The following is a 15578-nucleotide window of genomic DNA, read 5'->3' as shown; positions in this document are numbered from 1 at the left end:
AAAGAGAGCTGATAGTCGACAGGAATATATACCAGGAGGGCGCAAAGACGACCCGGCAAAGGAGCATAGTCGACATCCACCTCACGGATAGGCAGGACGAAGGAATTTAGGCTACGAGCCAGCGAGACATGGGAGGGTATGCCACCTGAGATTATGTGGAGAAACAGAGCCGTCATAAACTGAAGAAAGGACGCAGTTTATTAAAGCTACCCATTTTTCGATAATCTTAGGCAATAAAGCATCATAATGCTAAATATCCGTGAAAAGTTCTCTTTTTAAAAAGTGAAATTCTAAGAATTAGTGAGAAATACAGAGAAATTTAAAGATAATAGAGGGAGGTATCCGAAATGGATAAGAACAGTTTAGCACATACCACATGGAATTGTAAATATCACGTAGTGTTTGCTCCAAAATACAGAAGACAAGCGATTTATGGAAAGATAAAAAGTGATATAGGAAAGATTTTAAGGAAGTTATGTGAGCAAAAAGGTGTAGAAATATTGGAAGCAACTGCATGTCTAGATCATGTACATATGGTGATAGCAATACCACCTAAATACAGTGTATCCAGTGTGATGGGGTATTTGAAAGGAAAAAGCTCACTAATGATATTTGATAGGCATGCAAATTTAAAATACAAGTATGGAAATAGACATTTCTGGTGCAGAGGATATTATGTAGATACAGTAGGACGCAATGAAAAAGCAATCAGAGAGTATGTAAAAAAACAAATACAAGAAGATATCGCCAATGGTAGTTATTAGTGGTTTATGCAAGAAAATACCAGGTTTATCTTAAAGTTATAGATGGTATATATACTACAGATTGTTTCCTACATAAATGACTATAGGGGGAGTAGGAATAAGGACCATCACGAAATGTACTTTTACAAAGGGATTGGGTCAGCTGATTTAAGGAGGTTAAAAGCTTAGAAAGTCTTCATAAAATAAAACAACAGGGGGTCGAAAACTTATGAAACTAAAGACAAAAATATTGTTACCAGTATTGATGGTAATTATAGTCGGAATTAGCACATTAGGAGTTACAAGCTACTATAGAGCAAAGAGCATTATATTGGATCAGCTGTACACTCAGGCGGAAGCAGAACTAGAAACAGCATCGGCGATGCTGGAAAGAGGCGATGTGGATATGCAGAGCCTATTGGACAAGGTAAGGGTGGGTGACAGCGGGTATGGTTATATAGTAGATGAAAATGGCATCATTAAAATCCATAAAAACAGACAAACCATAGGTTTAAATCTAAATGACTATGATTGGGGGAAAACCATCCTTGCTACAAAGAATGGAAATTTAACCTATGTATATAATGATTCTGAAAGATATACAGTTTTTAATAAAATCAAGGATTATATTGTAGTAATAGGCATACCTACAGAAGAGTTTATTAAACCTCTCAACTCTCTAAGAATAGGCATGGGAATTGTTTTGGCCGTATCTGTCATTTTATCGGCGGTAATCATTTTTATTCTGGTAAACAGACAAATTATCAAACCCCTAAACACACTGACAAAAGCTATGGAGCAAGCGGGTAATGGGGATTTGCAGGTTCGGCTGGAAGTCAATACAAAGGATGAAATTGGGACATTATCGGAGAATTTTAATAAGATGACAGAGAATATTCAAAACCTGGTACAGAATACAAAGGATATTACCATAAAGCTAAAGGATACCTTTGGAATGATTGCCAGCTCTGTAGAAGAAGTAAGTGCTTCAACAGAAGAAGTATCAAGAGCCGTCCAGGAAATCGCAGCAGGGGCTACCAACCAAGCATCAGAAATGGACAATAATGTGCAAATTACAGATGACCTGGCTGAAAAGGTTGAAAATATGGCTCAGAATATGACTGTTGCACTAAACAACACCGCAAGTATGAGGAATGAAAATGAAGTTGGAATGGGTTCAATAAAGGAATTAGAAAGCGTATTTGAGGAAAACGCACAAACGACCGAAATTGTAGGAGGGAATATTGAATCTTTAGCAGAGCGGTCGAAATCGATTGGTATGATCGTAGAAACAATTGGTTCTATAGCAAGCCAGACAAACTTGTTGGCCTTAAATGCAGCCATAGAGGCAGCAAGGGCTGGGGAACATGGAAGAGGTTTTGCTGTGGTAGCCGATGAGATTAGAAAGCTGGCAGAACAGTCATCCAGCGCTACAAAAAATATACAGGACATTATTACTGAGATCATAGGCGTGATTGGGAATGGAAGCAGTACGATGACACAGAACAAGGTGGTCGTACAAAATGCATCCTATACACTAAAACAAACAAAAAAAGTGTTTGATCAAATGAAAACCTCTGTAGAAGAAGTAGCTCAACAAATAGAAGCTTTAGATAGAGATATTGTTTCTATAGATAAATTAAAAGATAGTGTGTTGGATTCGATCAAAAACGTAGCTGCAGTATCTCAGCAAACAGCCGCTGCCACACAGCAAATTAGTGCTTCAGCTCAAGAACAGACAGCCTCCATGGAGGAAATCAGCGCATCTATCCAGGATTTGAACGAGATGGTGAATGTATTATCGGCATCCGTTGCGGTTTTTAAGATTTGATGAAGGATATATCAATTTGTTCCGTCGATTTCCTGAACACTTACTAAATACAAATAGGACCAGAACAGAGATATGCCCATAGGATTCCTAAAGGGGTCAATATCATATTTAATGATCGAGGTATAAGCTATGATCAGCATCGTAGTTAGGAGGATTCCTTTATAATGGTTGCTTCCCAATAAGTGAATCAGCTTAATCTTATAGTTAAATATTCGGTTTAATACATAAAGCACTAAAACCGATACTGATGCCGGTAAAAACAGTAATACCCAGTTCATATGAAAACACCCCTCCAAATGATTATAGGATAATTATATCAGAGCAGCATTAGGATTACCACATGATGGAAATGAAGAAGCATTATATAGATCGATCCTGAGATGATAATCGGCAGGTTTATTTGATGAAGATAACAGATAACTGACAACACATTATTGATATGTTTCAGCTTAAGGCTGCTTAAGAAAGCAGCCTTTAACAGTTTTTACAGCATAATCTCCTGTATAGATTTACGCGTCTACAACAAGATGTTGTTTTGTAGGGGCAGACCGATAGGCTAGGCGTCAACTTAACCCGTAATTTGTCATCCTGAGCGGAGTAAAACGGAGTCGAAGGATCTTTAAGCTAGATGATATATTCTGATAATCAAAAGTAATCTTGCTTATGTTCTATAAGATTCTTCGCTAACGCTCAGAATGACATGCTTCTAAGGTTTATTTGGAAATAATTGGATTGAGTTGACGCCTATGGGTCGTCCCCTCCATTTATCTTTCATTGTACTGGCGTAAATCTATATGGACTTTATTTGTAAAAATAGTTTGAAAATAGATCAAATTTACCACATGAATTCTTAAGATAGTTGTAGAAAGTTTTTAATATATGTTATAGAATGATTTTGTTCTTACTATATAGATATGTGACTGAGAATCCTAATGAATATTCGGACCGACGAGGGCGTCGATCCTACATGTCTATTGAGGTTTACGTAGGGAACGGCTCCTGTGCCGTTCCGCTGAATGTCAAATTTTTCAGTTACACATCTATATAATAACTTAAAGTAGAAGTCTTTAATGAACATAAATAATATTCATTAATTTATCATAATGGGTTTGATCAGGTATTAAAATACAAATGCCGTATCTATACAGGGAGGATTTTATGTTTTTAGAAAAGCTGGATGACTATACTGTAGTGGATATCATGGGAACAGATTTAGTAACCGTCAATGAAGATACATCCTTTAGGGAAGCTATAGGAGAAATGTTAAGGGGAAATACGGACGAAGTCCTTATACTAGACAGAAAGGGCCATATCATGGGTATGGTCTGCTTTACTGATTTTATTAAGGGAATGAAAGATATTCCGGGCAAGAATAGTTTTGAAGACAAAATAATAAAGTATGCGATCAAAAATGTAGTGTGTATCGAAAGCAGGGCAAAAGCTTTGGATGCCAGAAATTTAATGCAGCAGAAAGGCATAGGCAGACTCCCTGTATTAGAGGATAACCGATTGATTGGCGTAATCAGGGTAAAGGATATACTAGACAAGGTATATCTTAAAGTTGATGAAATGCGGGAAACCTTTAGGTATATTTTAGATAACCTCCATGAAGCGGTATGTGTTGTGGATAAAGAGGGGACTGTGGTACTATGGTGCGGTAAAGCGGAGAAGCTCTATGGCGTAAAATCAGAAGAGATCGTTGGAAGAAAGCTGGAAGAATTTTTTCCAACGGGACTTTTGATGAAGGTATTACAGGAAAAAAAGCCCATAGAAAATGTCCTTCACAGTCCTAGGAAGGGGAGCTATGTGAATATTAGTGCGATCCCCCTATTTATTAACGGCGAATTGGTTGGGGGAGTGTCTACTGATAGAGATATTACGGAGGTAAGAAATTTATCCTTGGAGCTGGAGGCTGCAAAAGAGAAGCTTGATTACCTGCAAATGGAAGTCAACAAAATCAGTGAAGACAAATATTCATTTGGCAAAAATTTAGGCAAGAGCTGTATTATTCGGGATAGAATGAATCGGGCTATGCAAGTAGCTGCTACCAACAGCAGTGTTTTAATTACCGGGGAAAGCGGAACAGGAAAAGAGGTTTTTGCAAGGTCTATTCATCAGGTTAGCGGCAGAAAAGGATCTTTTGTGGCAATTAATTGCAGTGCTATACCGGAAAACCTTTTTGAAAGCGAGATGTTTGGTTATGAAGGAGGCGCTTTTACAGGCGCTCTTAACAAAGGGAAAATCGGTAAAATTGAATTAGCCAATAAAGGAACTCTTTTTTTGGATGAAATTGGGGATATGCCGCTGCATATGCAGGTTAAGCTCCTAAGAGTATTGCAGGAGCGTCAGGTATTTAGGGTAGGCGGAGAGAAAGCCATAGATATAGACATAAGAATTATTTCTGCAACCCACAGGGACTTAAAAAGTATGATAAAGGAAGGCAGCTTCAGAGAAGACCTATTTTATAGACTAAACGTTGTAAGTATAGAATTACCTAGTCTGAAGGATCGGAAAGAGGATATCCCTATGTTTGTAAAGCATTTCATGGAAGAGTTTTGTAGAGAAAACAATCTTTCTATTCCAAGAATTACTCCAGAAGTACTCCAGGTTCTGATGTGCTACAGCTGGCCCGGGAACATTCGGGAATTAAAAAATATCGTAGAGCATCTGGTGGTTTTTTCAAAGGAAGGCGAAATAAAAATGGAAAGCCTGCCGGAGCATCTGACAGTGCCAGAAGAAAGACAGCAGGAACTGGATGTAGTTTATGATCTGCAGGAGAATATAAGAAGAATTGAAATAGATAGTATTAGGCGTGCCATGGCAGCTGCTGAAGGAAATAAAGCACAAGCTGCAAAGCTTCTGAATATACCGAGAAGTACCCTATATTACAAGATCAAGTTTTATGATTTAGTTGAGTATTTATAGGTTTTCTAAAGAAATTGTCAGTGGGCTGACATCTGTCAGCTCACTGACAATTTCTTTTTTTTGACAGCAAACCTTGAAATATAGAGGTTGAAAACTTGCAGAATTTTGTCTGTTATGTCTGGAGATAGGGAATTTTGTCAATGAGCTGACACCGAAAAATTATAGAAATTATGCATAAACAAAATACAAAAAAGAATCTAAAGTTAGATAAGTAACAAACAATAGGGAAATCAAGGGCTTTATATTTTTATTATAGAAAAAATCTATTAAAATAAGTAATCCATAGAGATTGGCACACTACTTGCACATATACAGAATGAGATTCAAGGAGGTGAAAAAATTGAAAATTATCATGCCATTAAAACAACATGTGGGTGCTCCTTGTGAGGCAATTGTCAAAGCAGGGGATGAAGTAAAAAAAGGACAGCTCATTGCGGTCCCTCAAGGATTAGGTGCAAATCTCCACGCCAGCGTATATGGTGTTGTTGATGCAATTACAGAAGAAGCAATTATTATTCTGCCCCATAATGAACAACCCCATGAATATATACGAATAAATGGAACCGGTGATAAACTGGAGGCAATCCGGGAGGCGGGTATCGTAGGGGCAGGAGGCGCAGGTTTTCCCACCCACGTTAAGCTAAAGGTTGATCTGCAAGGAGGTTTCGTCATAGCTAATGGAGCAGAATGTGAACCGGTGTTGGCCCATAACCTTAAGCTGATGGAAGAACAACCGGAGGTCATTGTCAGAGGCCTTAAGTATGTAAAAGAGATCACGAATGCTTCAAAGGGCTATATTGCGGTGAAGGAAAAATATAAGAAGGCAGTAGCAGCACTCAGAAAAGCCTGCTCTATAGAGCCAGATATTGAAGTGAGATTTTTGCCTGATATGTATCCCTCGGGAGATGAAAGAGTCATTGTACGGGAGATATTAGGAATCGAACTGGAGCCTGGAAAGCTTCCTGTGGAAGCTAAAGCAGTAATCCAAAATGTAGAGACCCTTAAACATATTGTCAATGCGATAGAGTTGGGAAAACCCTATATTACAAAGGATATCACTGTTGCAGGCCGTGTGAAGGATGCTAAAAAAGGAAGGGTTTTCTTAGATGTACCCTTGGGAGAACCGATAGGAAAATATATTGAAGCATGCGGCGGTTATGTGAAGCCCTATGGGGAAATCACCTTAGGAGGACCATTTACTGGGGCAGCCGGTAGGGAAGACGCTGCAGTTACTAAGACCCTTGGGGGAATTTTGGTAGCAATGCCCTTTCCACAGGAAACAAGAAAGATAGGCATTCTTGCCTGTGAATGCGGAGCTCAGGAGGATAGGCTGAGAGCCATTGCCAAAGCAATGGGCGCAGAAGTAGTAGCTGAGGAAAAGTGTAAGAGAATGGTAGAGGTAAATGGCAGATACCGCTGCGACAAACCGGGTGTATGCCCTGGACAGGCAGAAAAGATTCTAAAAATGAAGAAAAAAGGGATACAAGTTCTTTTAACAGGTACCTGCGGAGATTGAACGAATACCGTCATGAACGTAGCTCCTAGGTTAGGAGTACCAACTTATCACAGTACAGACCATGTACTTAGGGCAGTAGGCCAGCGGCTTGTTAGAAGAAGTGAAGAATAAATACAAAAAATCATTGAAAGTATCCAGATAGGAGGCGAAAGAAATGGCAATAACCCTAGAAACTGCAAAAGAACATGCGAATGATTTAGCAGTAGTATGTTGTAGAACAGAGGCAGGAACAATCATTGAGGCAAGTAATCTTGAAGACCCTGCAATCTTTCCGGATTTGGAAGATTCAGGCCTGTTAAAGATACCTCAAAACTGTCTAAAGATAAAGGATGTTTTAGGTGCAAAACTTATCAAGACAATTGATTCCTTAACACCTCTAACACCTGATTTATTAGAGGGAGTACAAGTAATGAAAGAAGAAAAGCAAGAGGAAGTTAAGGAAGCAGCCCAAGCTGTTGAATCCAGACCAGTAGCTTCAGTAGTGCAGGCTGCAGGCGGTGTAGTGAAAATCCATATCGGCGAAGGTAAAAACATCAATCTGGAAATTCCTTTATCAGTAGCCGGTGGGATGGTATCAGGAGCCCAAACCAGTGAAGTTATTCCGGCACCTCAAGCTGCAGTCGCAGCGATCAAGGAAAAAGAAGCAGCAGTTGTAGAAGCAAAGGCCATCAGAAGGCTGGTAAAGAAGCACTTTAAAATTGAAAAAGTGGAATTTGGTCCAGAAACAAAAATCGAAGGAACTACTTTATATATTAGAAAAAACATATGTGAGGATGCTGTTAATGTTAGCAACCTTGTTACATCTATAAAAGTAGAAATCATTACTCCAGAAGATTATAACAAATATAGCGAAACCATCATGGATGTGCAGCCAATCGCCACAAAAGAAGGTGAAAGCAAGCTGGGAGAGGGCCAAACCAGAGTGCTGGATGGCGTAGTAGTGGTTGTGACAGGAACCGATGAAAAAGGTGTACAGATTGGTGAATTTGGTTCTTCAGAAGGCGTCCTTGAAACCAACATTATGTGGGGAAGACCTGGGGCACCGGACAAGGGTGAAATCTTCATCAAAACGGAAGTAGTCATCAAGGAAAACACCAATATGGAAAGACCGGGACCGTTGGCTGCCCATAAAGCAACGGATTATATTACCCAGGAAATTAGAGATGCTTTAAAAAAGGTAGATGAGTCTTTAGCAACAGAAGTAGAAGAGCTTGTTCAGTATAGAAGACCGGGCAAAAAGAAAGTAGTCATCATAAAAGAGATTATGGGACAAGGGGCAATGCATGACAACTTAATTCTTCCGGTAGAACCAGTAGGTGTTATTGGCGGAAAACCAAATGTTGACCTAGGGAACGTTCCGGTGGTGCTGTCACCGCTAGAAGTACTTGACGGCGGTATCCATGCACTAACCTGCATCGGACCTGCATCTAAAGAAAATTCAAGACACTATTGGAGAGAGCCCCTGGTTATCGAAGTAATGAATGATGAAGAATTGGACTTAGCAGGGGTTGTATTTGTTGGATCTCCGCAGGTAAATAATGAAAAATTCTATGTTTCAGAAAGATTAGGAATGATTGTTGAGACAATGGACGTAGATGGGGCTTTCATTACAACAGAAGGTTTTGGTAACAATCATATTGACTTCGCAAGCCACCATGAGCAAGTAGGTATGAGAGGAATCCCGGTGGTTGGAATGTCTTTCTGCGCAGAGCAAGGTGCTCTGGTTGTAGGAAACAAATACATGAAGTATATGGTAGACCTAAACAAATCCTCACAGGGGATAGAAAACGAAATTCTTTCTAACAACACCCTATGCAGAGAAGATGCTGTCAGAGCCATCGCCATGCTGAAAGCTGCTATTGCAGGAGAAGAGGTTAAGCCAGCTGAAAGAAAGTACAATGCCAATGTAAAGGAAAGTAATATTGATATGATTCAGCAGCAAACCGGCAGGGTTGTAGAGCTGGTTGCAAATGAGCAGGTATTGCCAAAGAGCAAGAAAAGAATGGAGATCTACGAGGTAGAATAGAAAAACAATCTATTTCAGAAATAGATAGAAAAGGGGATCTTATGAAATATGGAGACAAAATTATATATATCGAAGGTATTGTAGTGGAAGTTCATGATGGCTCCATATCGGTTGACCTAAAAGGGAGATTGGGATTTATAAAGGTGCCTATGCGGATGGTTATTAGTGATTATCCGATCAGGGTAGGGCAGGAAGTAGCATTAAATATGAGCTTTATAGAAGTGATCAGTGATGAAGTAAATGAAAAATATGTCAGCAACATAGAAAAAAGAAATAAAGATAAGAAGGAGGTAGAATAATGGCTGATTTAACAGTAGTAAAAGGCCTGCAATCAGAAATATTTGTACCAATTACTCCTCCCCCGGTATGGGCACCTGTTACTAAAGCGCTTAAGGATATGACAGTAGCATTGGTAACAGCAGCGGGAGTACACTTAAAATCCGATAAAAGATTTAATTTGGCTGGAGACTTTACATTTAGAGTAATTCCTGGAGATGCTCCGGTTAGTGAGATGATGGTTTCTCATGGCGGATACGATAATGCGGATGTTAATAAGGATATAAACTGCATGTTTCCCATCGATCCTATTAGAAAATTAGTAGAAGAAGGTTTTATCAAAGCAATTTCACCTGTGAACTATGGTTTTATGGGTGGCGGCGGCGACCAGACAAAGTTCAGAGAAGAAACAGGTCCGGAAATTGCCAAACAATTAAAGGAAGCGGGAGTAGATGCAGTGCTCCTAACTGCTGGCTGAGGTACCTGCCACCGCTCAGCTGTAATTGTACAGAGAGCGATTGAGGAATCGGGGATTCCTACAATTATCATTGCGGCTTTACCTCCAGTAGTAAGACAAAATGGAACACCAAGAGCAGTTGCACCGTTGGTTCCTATGGGAGCAAATGCCGGAGAACCAAACAACCCAGAAATGCAAAAAGCTATTTGTGTAGACACATTAAAGCAATTAGTTGAAATTACAAGTGCTGGGAAAATCGTACCACTGCCTTATGAGTACGTTGCTAAGGTATAGACTATAGACAATCCCTAGCCTATCTCTTCCGTCGTTGAAGGATAGGCTAGGCGTATAATTAAAAGGGTGGTTACCTTGAAGACGGATGAAAGAATATTAAGAAGACTTGTGATTAAGACATACCACATAGAAGATGTAGTACTTGGGAATAGGATTCTAATAAGCAATAGAAGACTTCAAATTTCTGCGGGCATATTTGATAAAATTTTAACAAAATTTAACCATATACAGGATATCGCAATAGAGATCATTCCACCGAAAGCGCACGATCGGTGGACAAACAGCATTATGGATATTATCCCTATATCAACGAAGGTGTTAGGCAAACTAGGCGAAGGAATCACCCACACGCTAACCGGTGTTTATGTGATGATGACAGGGATAGATGGAGCCGGAAATCAGGTAGCTGAGTTCGGTTCTTCTGAAGGGGTATTGAAGGAGAAATTGTACTTGAACAGAGCCGGAACACCTGCTGAGGATGATTATATTATTTCGCTAAACCTTACGCTTAAAGAAGGACAGGGAACCAACAGAGCAGCCATACTGGAGGCACACCGGGCTTGTGACTTATTTGTTCAGGAAATCAGGGACAAGCTTAAAAAAGTAGATGCCAGAGGCTATACGGAGAAACACGAATTCTTTGACAAGATTCGCATGAACAGGAAAAGGGTTGCAATTGTAAAACAGGTAGCCGGGCAAGGAGCCATGTATGACAACCTGATTCTGCCGCAGGAGCCCAGCGGTTTTGCCGGAGGGCGTTCTATTATTGATTTAGGAAATGTACCTATCCTACTAACCCCTAATGAGTACAGGGATGGAGCTCTTAGAGCAATGACTTAAAGAAGGTGATCAAATGGGAATAGGACCCTCCACAAAGGAAACAACATTACATCACTTTAGAGATCCACTGCTGGATTTAGTGGACAAGGATGAGGATATCGATTTAGTGGGAATTATGATCGTAGGGACACCCCAACATAATGAGGAGAAATACTTTGTTGGTAAACGTGCTGCAGCCTGGTTGGAGGCAATGCGGGTAGATGGGGCGATTATTTCCGTAGACGGTTGGGGAAATAGTCATGTTGATTATGCCAATACCATTGAAGAGATTGGCAGCAGAGGGATCCCGGTGGTTGGATTAAGCTTTGTAGGCAAGCAGGGAAATTTCGTAGTAAAAAATCAGTATATGGATACTATTGTAGACTTTAACAAGTCTTTACAGGGCATTGAAACAGAAGTAGTAGGAGAAAACACTCCTGATTATTTGGACGCGAAGAAGGCATTGGCACTTTTGAAACTTAAAATGAGGGAGGTATAGTAAGTGAAATTTATCAGAAGCATTCATACAATTGATTCTCATACCATGGGCGAACCTACCAGAATTGTTGTGGGTGGTGTGCCGAGGATACCAGGAAAAACAATGGCGGAAAAAAAGAAATACTTAGAAGATCATTTAGACTATGTTAGAACTTCATTAATGCATGAGCCTAGAGGACACAATGATATGTTTGGCTCAATTATTACGAACTCTACAGTTGAGGACGCAGATTTTGGCATCATCTTCATGGATGGCGGCGGATACCTGAACATGTGCGGACATGGATCTATAGGTGCTGCTACAGTGGCTGTAGAGTCTGGTATGGTAAAGGTAACAGAGCCCTGGACAGACATTGTTATGGAATCTCCGGCAGGGTTAATCAAAGCAAGGGCTAAAGTAGAAAACGGTAAAGCAAAGGAAGTATCTATTACCAATGTCCCCTCTTTTCTTTACAAAAAAGATGTGGTGATTAACGTACCGTCCATAGGCAAGGTGACTCTAGACATTGCATTTGGAGGAAGCTTTTTTGCCATCGTCGAAGCGAAGCAGCTGGGGGTTAAGGTAGATACCTCCCAATCAGATGTATTAATAAAATTAGGTTTGCAGATCAGAGATATTGTAAATCACACTGTAAAGGTACAGCATCCGGAGAAGCCCCACATAAACAGCATAGATTTAGTAGAAATCTTTGATGAAGCTACCCATCCGGAAGCCCACTACAAAAACGTTGTTGTCTTTGGCCAGGGACAGTTAGACCGCTCGCCCTGCGGAACTGGAACCAGCGCCAAGCTGGCTACCCTGTATACAAAGGGGCATTTGAGGGAAGAAGAAGATTTTATTTATGAAAGCATTACAGGAACCCTGTTTAAAGGAAGAGTTGTAGGTCATGAAAAGGTAGGAGACTTTGATGCAATCATACCAGAAATAACAGGAAGCGCATATATTACCGGATTCAACCACTTTGTTATTGACCCGGAAGACCCACTTAAATATGGTTTCTGTTTGTAATTAAAACATAAGAATAAAAGGAGGAAAAAAAATGATCACAGGAATTCTAGGAGTTTTAGGATTGTTAACAGCATGGTTCAGCGTGGAGTTTGCAAAAGACTTATCTAAAAATAAAGTTAGTTTAGAAAGCGAAACAAGCTTTGCTACTTCCAGTGCCATTGGCTTCACTACAAACTTTTTTGATACTTTAGGAATTGGAAGCTTTGCACCTACAACGGCACTATTAAGAGGATTTAAACAAATACAAGACAGAGTTATTCCGGGAACCTTGAATGTCTCTTGCACTATCCCTGTTGTTGCGGAAGCATTTATCTTTATTACAGTAATCGAAGTAGAACCTGTTACACTCATAGGCATGTTAGCAGCAGCAACCCTTGGTGCCTGGCTAGGTGCAGGCATTGTGTCCAACCTGCCGGAGAAGAAAATACAAATGGGTATGGCAGTAGCTTTATTGATAACCGCTTCATTAATGTTCTCTGGAATGATGGGTTGGATGCCAGGTGGCGGAGACGCTATAGGACTATCCGGAGGAAAGTTAATCATTGCTATTGTGGCTAACTTTATTCTAGGTGCATTAATGACTCTAGGCATCGGAATGTACGCACCTTGCATGGCACTTGTTTATTTCCTGGGTATGAGCCCTGCAGTGGCTTTCCCCATTATGATGGGCTCTTGCGCCTTCTTGATGCCCGTAGCATCTGTAAAGTTTGTTAGAGAAGGATCCTATAATAGAAAAGCATCCCTTGCAATTGCGATATTTGGTCTATTAGGCGTATTTATTGCGGCATACATTGTAAAATCTTTACCGCTTAATGTGTTAAGATGGTTAGTGATTGGAGTTATTCTATATACATCTATGACAATGTTTAAATCTGCCAGCAAACCGGCAGAGGCAACTGCAATCAAATAATAAATAAAGCCATCATATCGTAACAATGAAGTTTTAGAAGCCTATCTATGATTGTACAGATAGGTTCTAAAACTTTTTTTTGGCAAGGCAGTGGAATATTATGTATAAAAGTAAATATTCAGTCACGAATGAGAAAAAATGGATAAATACTAAAAGTAATAAAGGGGGAGATGATAGATGTTGCGTTTAGGAAAAACATCTTTAGCGGGAAAAATCATTATTTCCATAGTTTTGTGTTTGATTATTGCCATTGGAGCTGTAACGGTTTTGCTTATAAGAACAACCAGTGAAAATCTATATAAACAGATGGAACTTCAAGGCAAAGAAATGGCTCAGCTGGTCATGTATGAAATACGTCTGAAGGAGGCAATGCTTGGAGACGTAGAAGAACTTCTAAATAATCATTTATATGATGCTGCCTTTAGCATAGCCAGCATGGGTACATATAGCAATGAAATGTTACAGTCGTTATCCCAGAAGACTGGATTGTCGGAAATTAATATTATTAACGGGGATGGAGAAATCATCTATTCAAATATGGCTGATAATATAGGATATATATATGGACAGAATCATGCAATGCAGCAGGTCTTAAAAGGAAATCAGGAAAAAATCGTAGAAAGTATAAGAAAAAGTGAAGTGGATTCCAGGTTTTATAAATATGGCGGAGTAAAGCTTGCCCAAGGCAGAGGTGCAGTCCAAATCGGTATTGCTGCTGATAAAATAGAGAAGATAAACCACAGTTTTAGCATTCAGAAATTGCTTGAATCTATAGGTGAGGATGACGAGGTAGTATACGCTCTGATGGTGGATAAAAAGCTAACAGCAACAGCCCATAGTGACCGGGAAAGAGTAGGGATGGTATTTGACTATCCAGGGGAGAGAATGGCCGTTGAGAAAGGAGAAGAGCATACGGGAATCTTCCATTCTGACGAAAGGAAAATGAATATATATGAGATCATCCTTCCTATCCAAAGCCAATCAGGAGAAATTGTAGGTGCTATTAATATGGGTCTGTCTGTAGCTTCAGTTGAGGAAGCAGTAAGGAACATGATATCCAAGAGTATTGTAGCAGCTATTATAACTTCTGTTATAGGCATATTGCTTATGTTATTGTTGGTGCAGAGAATAACAAAGCCGGTGAAAAATCTGGCTGCTGCTGCTGATCGCATTTCCTTGGGGGATCTGAGGGATAAGATTGAAGTGGAGTCAAAGGATGAAATTGGACGCCTGGCTCAATCATTTTCAATCATGGTAGAAAACGTAAAGGACATGGTCAAAAAAATTATGAGTACATCTGCCAGCATAAATACCTTTAGCGATGAACTGGTAGCTTCAGCACAGCAAAATGCCACTGTGGCAGACCAAATCGCTAAGGCTACTGAGGAGGTGGCTGCAGGATCATCGGAGCAGGTACGAAAGACCAGCCAGGCAAAAGAGCGGGTAGATATGGTTTCAAACAAGATAAAGACGATTGTTAATAATATAGAGGAGTTAAAGGCCTCTACAGAAACAATGGTTACTTCTGCAAATGAGAGCAAAAGAGAGATGCAGGCGATGAGTCAACAGATGGAAACCATTCGTGCTTCTTCTGATCTCTCCAGCAGCACGCTGAAGGATCTAAGCAATACCTCTCAGAAAATCGGAAAGATTGTAGATGTTATCAATCAAATTGCGAATCAGACGAATCTTCTGGCTTTAAATGCAGCTATAGAAGCTGCTAGAGCAGGGGAAGCAGGGAAAGGATTTACCGTTGTATCGGAAGAAATCCGAAATCTTGCTGAACAATCGGTAAGATCGGCAGAGGATATAACAAAGCTAATTCAAGAGACACAGGAAAAAAGTCAGGTTGCTATTATCGCTATAGATGCCAGCAGCAGTGAGGTAGATAAAGGACAGCAAATCGTTGAAAGGGTAGGACATACTTTTGAGACCATTGGCAATACAATTAATGAAAACCAGCAGTTATTTTCTCAACTAGAAGCGGCAATGTCAGAACTAAACGATAGCTTTTATCATACGATCACACTGGTAAATGACATCGAGTTTATTGCAGAAGGAACTGCTGCCAATACTGAAGAAGTGGCTGCGTCGACAGAAGAACAAATGGCTTCTATCCAACAGATTACCGCCTCCATCGAACAGTTGAATAACATGGTTGGAGAATTAAACGATCTCATTGCCCAGTTTAAAATATAATAAAGAGATTAATATAAAAATAAAAAATCCACGGTTTAGAAGTACCGTGGATTTTTTTATATAATAGGAAAGTTC

13 protein-coding genes are annotated in these 15578 nt (G+C 39.9%); 12 read left to right on the top strand and 1 reads right to left on the bottom strand.

All coding sequences use genetic code 11. The features are described from left to right. Positions 1–347: 347 nt before the first annotated feature. On the top strand, positions 348–764 hold the full coding sequence (gene tnpA, locus BUB56_RS15255; RefSeq protein WP_110942168.1) for an IS200/IS605 family transposase: 417 nt from the start codon (positions 348–350) through the stop codon (positions 762–764). 208 nt (positions 765–972) lie between these two features. Beyond that, the gene (locus tag BUB56_RS15250) at positions 973–2574 is read left to right on the top strand and encodes a methyl-accepting chemotaxis protein (protein WP_110942167.1); all 1602 of its coding nucleotides are present in this window, start codon (positions 973–975) and stop codon (positions 2572–2574) included. A gap of 11 nt (positions 2575–2585) precedes the next feature. On the opposite strand, the gene BUB56_RS15245 is transcribed toward BUB56_RS15250, so the two are convergent. Next, positions 2586–2852: a hypothetical protein gene (locus tag BUB56_RS15245; RefSeq protein ID WP_110942166.1), complete on the bottom strand. Its 267-nt coding sequence runs from the start codon at positions 2850–2852 to the stop codon at positions 2586–2588. An 880-nt stretch (positions 2853–3732) separates the two neighbouring features. Between BUB56_RS15245 and prdR the strand changes: the two genes are divergently transcribed. The 10 genes from prdR to BUB56_RS15195 all read left to right on the top strand — a co-directional run bounded on the left by prdR (position 3733) and on the right by BUB56_RS15195 (position 15503). Beyond that, on the top strand, positions 3733–5499 hold the full coding sequence (gene prdR, locus BUB56_RS15240; protein WP_110942165.1) for a sigma-54 dependent transcriptional regulator PrdR: 1767 nt from the start codon (positions 3733–3735) through the stop codon (positions 5497–5499). Positions 5500–5839: 340 nt separating this feature from the next. Further along, complete coding sequence (gene prdC, locus BUB56_RS15235) at positions 5840–7126, top strand: proline reductase-associated electron transfer protein PrdC (protein ID WP_278319504.1); 1287 nt, start codon at positions 5840–5842, stop codon at positions 7124–7126. A 43-nt stretch (positions 7127–7169) separates the two neighbouring features. Next, entirely contained in the window at positions 7170–9041 is a 1872-nt protein-coding gene (prdA, locus tag BUB56_RS15230; protein ID WP_110942163.1) for a D-proline reductase (dithiol) proprotein PrdA, read from the top strand. A gap of 41 nt (positions 9042–9082) precedes the next feature. Next, entirely contained in the window at positions 9083–9340 is a 258-nt protein-coding gene (locus BUB56_RS15225) for a CBO2463/CBO2479 domain-containing protein (protein WP_110942162.1), read from the top strand. Beyond that, the gene (gene prdB, locus BUB56_RS15220) at positions 9340–10068 is read left to right on the top strand and encodes a D-proline reductase (dithiol) protein PrdB (protein ID WP_110942161.1); all 729 of its coding nucleotides are present in this window, start codon (positions 9340–9342) and stop codon (positions 10066–10068) included. Before BUB56_RS15225 ends, prdB begins: the two co-directional genes overlap by 1 nt. A 75-nt stretch (positions 10069–10143) precedes the next feature. Then, positions 10144–10908, top strand: a complete 765-nt coding sequence (gene prdD / locus BUB56_RS15215) for a proline reductase cluster protein PrdD (protein WP_110942160.1) — start codon at positions 10144–10146, stop codon at positions 10906–10908. Between the two features lie 13 nt (positions 10909–10921). After that, the gene (locus BUB56_RS15210) at positions 10922–11386 is read left to right on the top strand and encodes a glycine/sarcosine/betaine reductase component B subunit (RefSeq protein ID WP_110942159.1); all 465 of its coding nucleotides are present in this window, start codon (positions 10922–10924) and stop codon (positions 11384–11386) included. 3 nt (positions 11387–11389) lie between these two features. Continuing rightward, positions 11390–12394: a proline racemase gene (locus BUB56_RS15205; RefSeq protein WP_110942158.1), complete on the top strand. Its 1005-nt coding sequence runs from the start codon at positions 11390–11392 to the stop codon at positions 12392–12394. Between the two features lie 31 nt (positions 12395–12425). Further along, positions 12426–13304 (top strand): sulfite exporter TauE/SafE family protein, encoded by an 879-nt coding sequence (locus BUB56_RS15200; RefSeq protein ID WP_110942157.1) that lies wholly within the window; start codon positions 12426–12428, stop codon positions 13302–13304. Positions 13305–13481: 177 nt separating this feature from the next. After that, complete coding sequence (locus tag BUB56_RS15195) at positions 13482–15503, top strand: methyl-accepting chemotaxis protein (RefSeq protein ID WP_110942156.1); 2022 nt, start codon at positions 13482–13484, stop codon at positions 15501–15503. Positions 15504–15578: the final 75 nt, after the last annotated feature.

The sequence above is a fragment of the Geosporobacter subterraneus DSM 17957 genome, from assembly GCF_900142145.1.
Classification (GTDB): Bacteria; Bacillota; Clostridia; order Peptostreptococcales; family Thermotaleaceae; genus Geosporobacter; species Geosporobacter subterraneus.
This window is presented reverse-complemented; position numbering and strand designations above follow the sequence as displayed.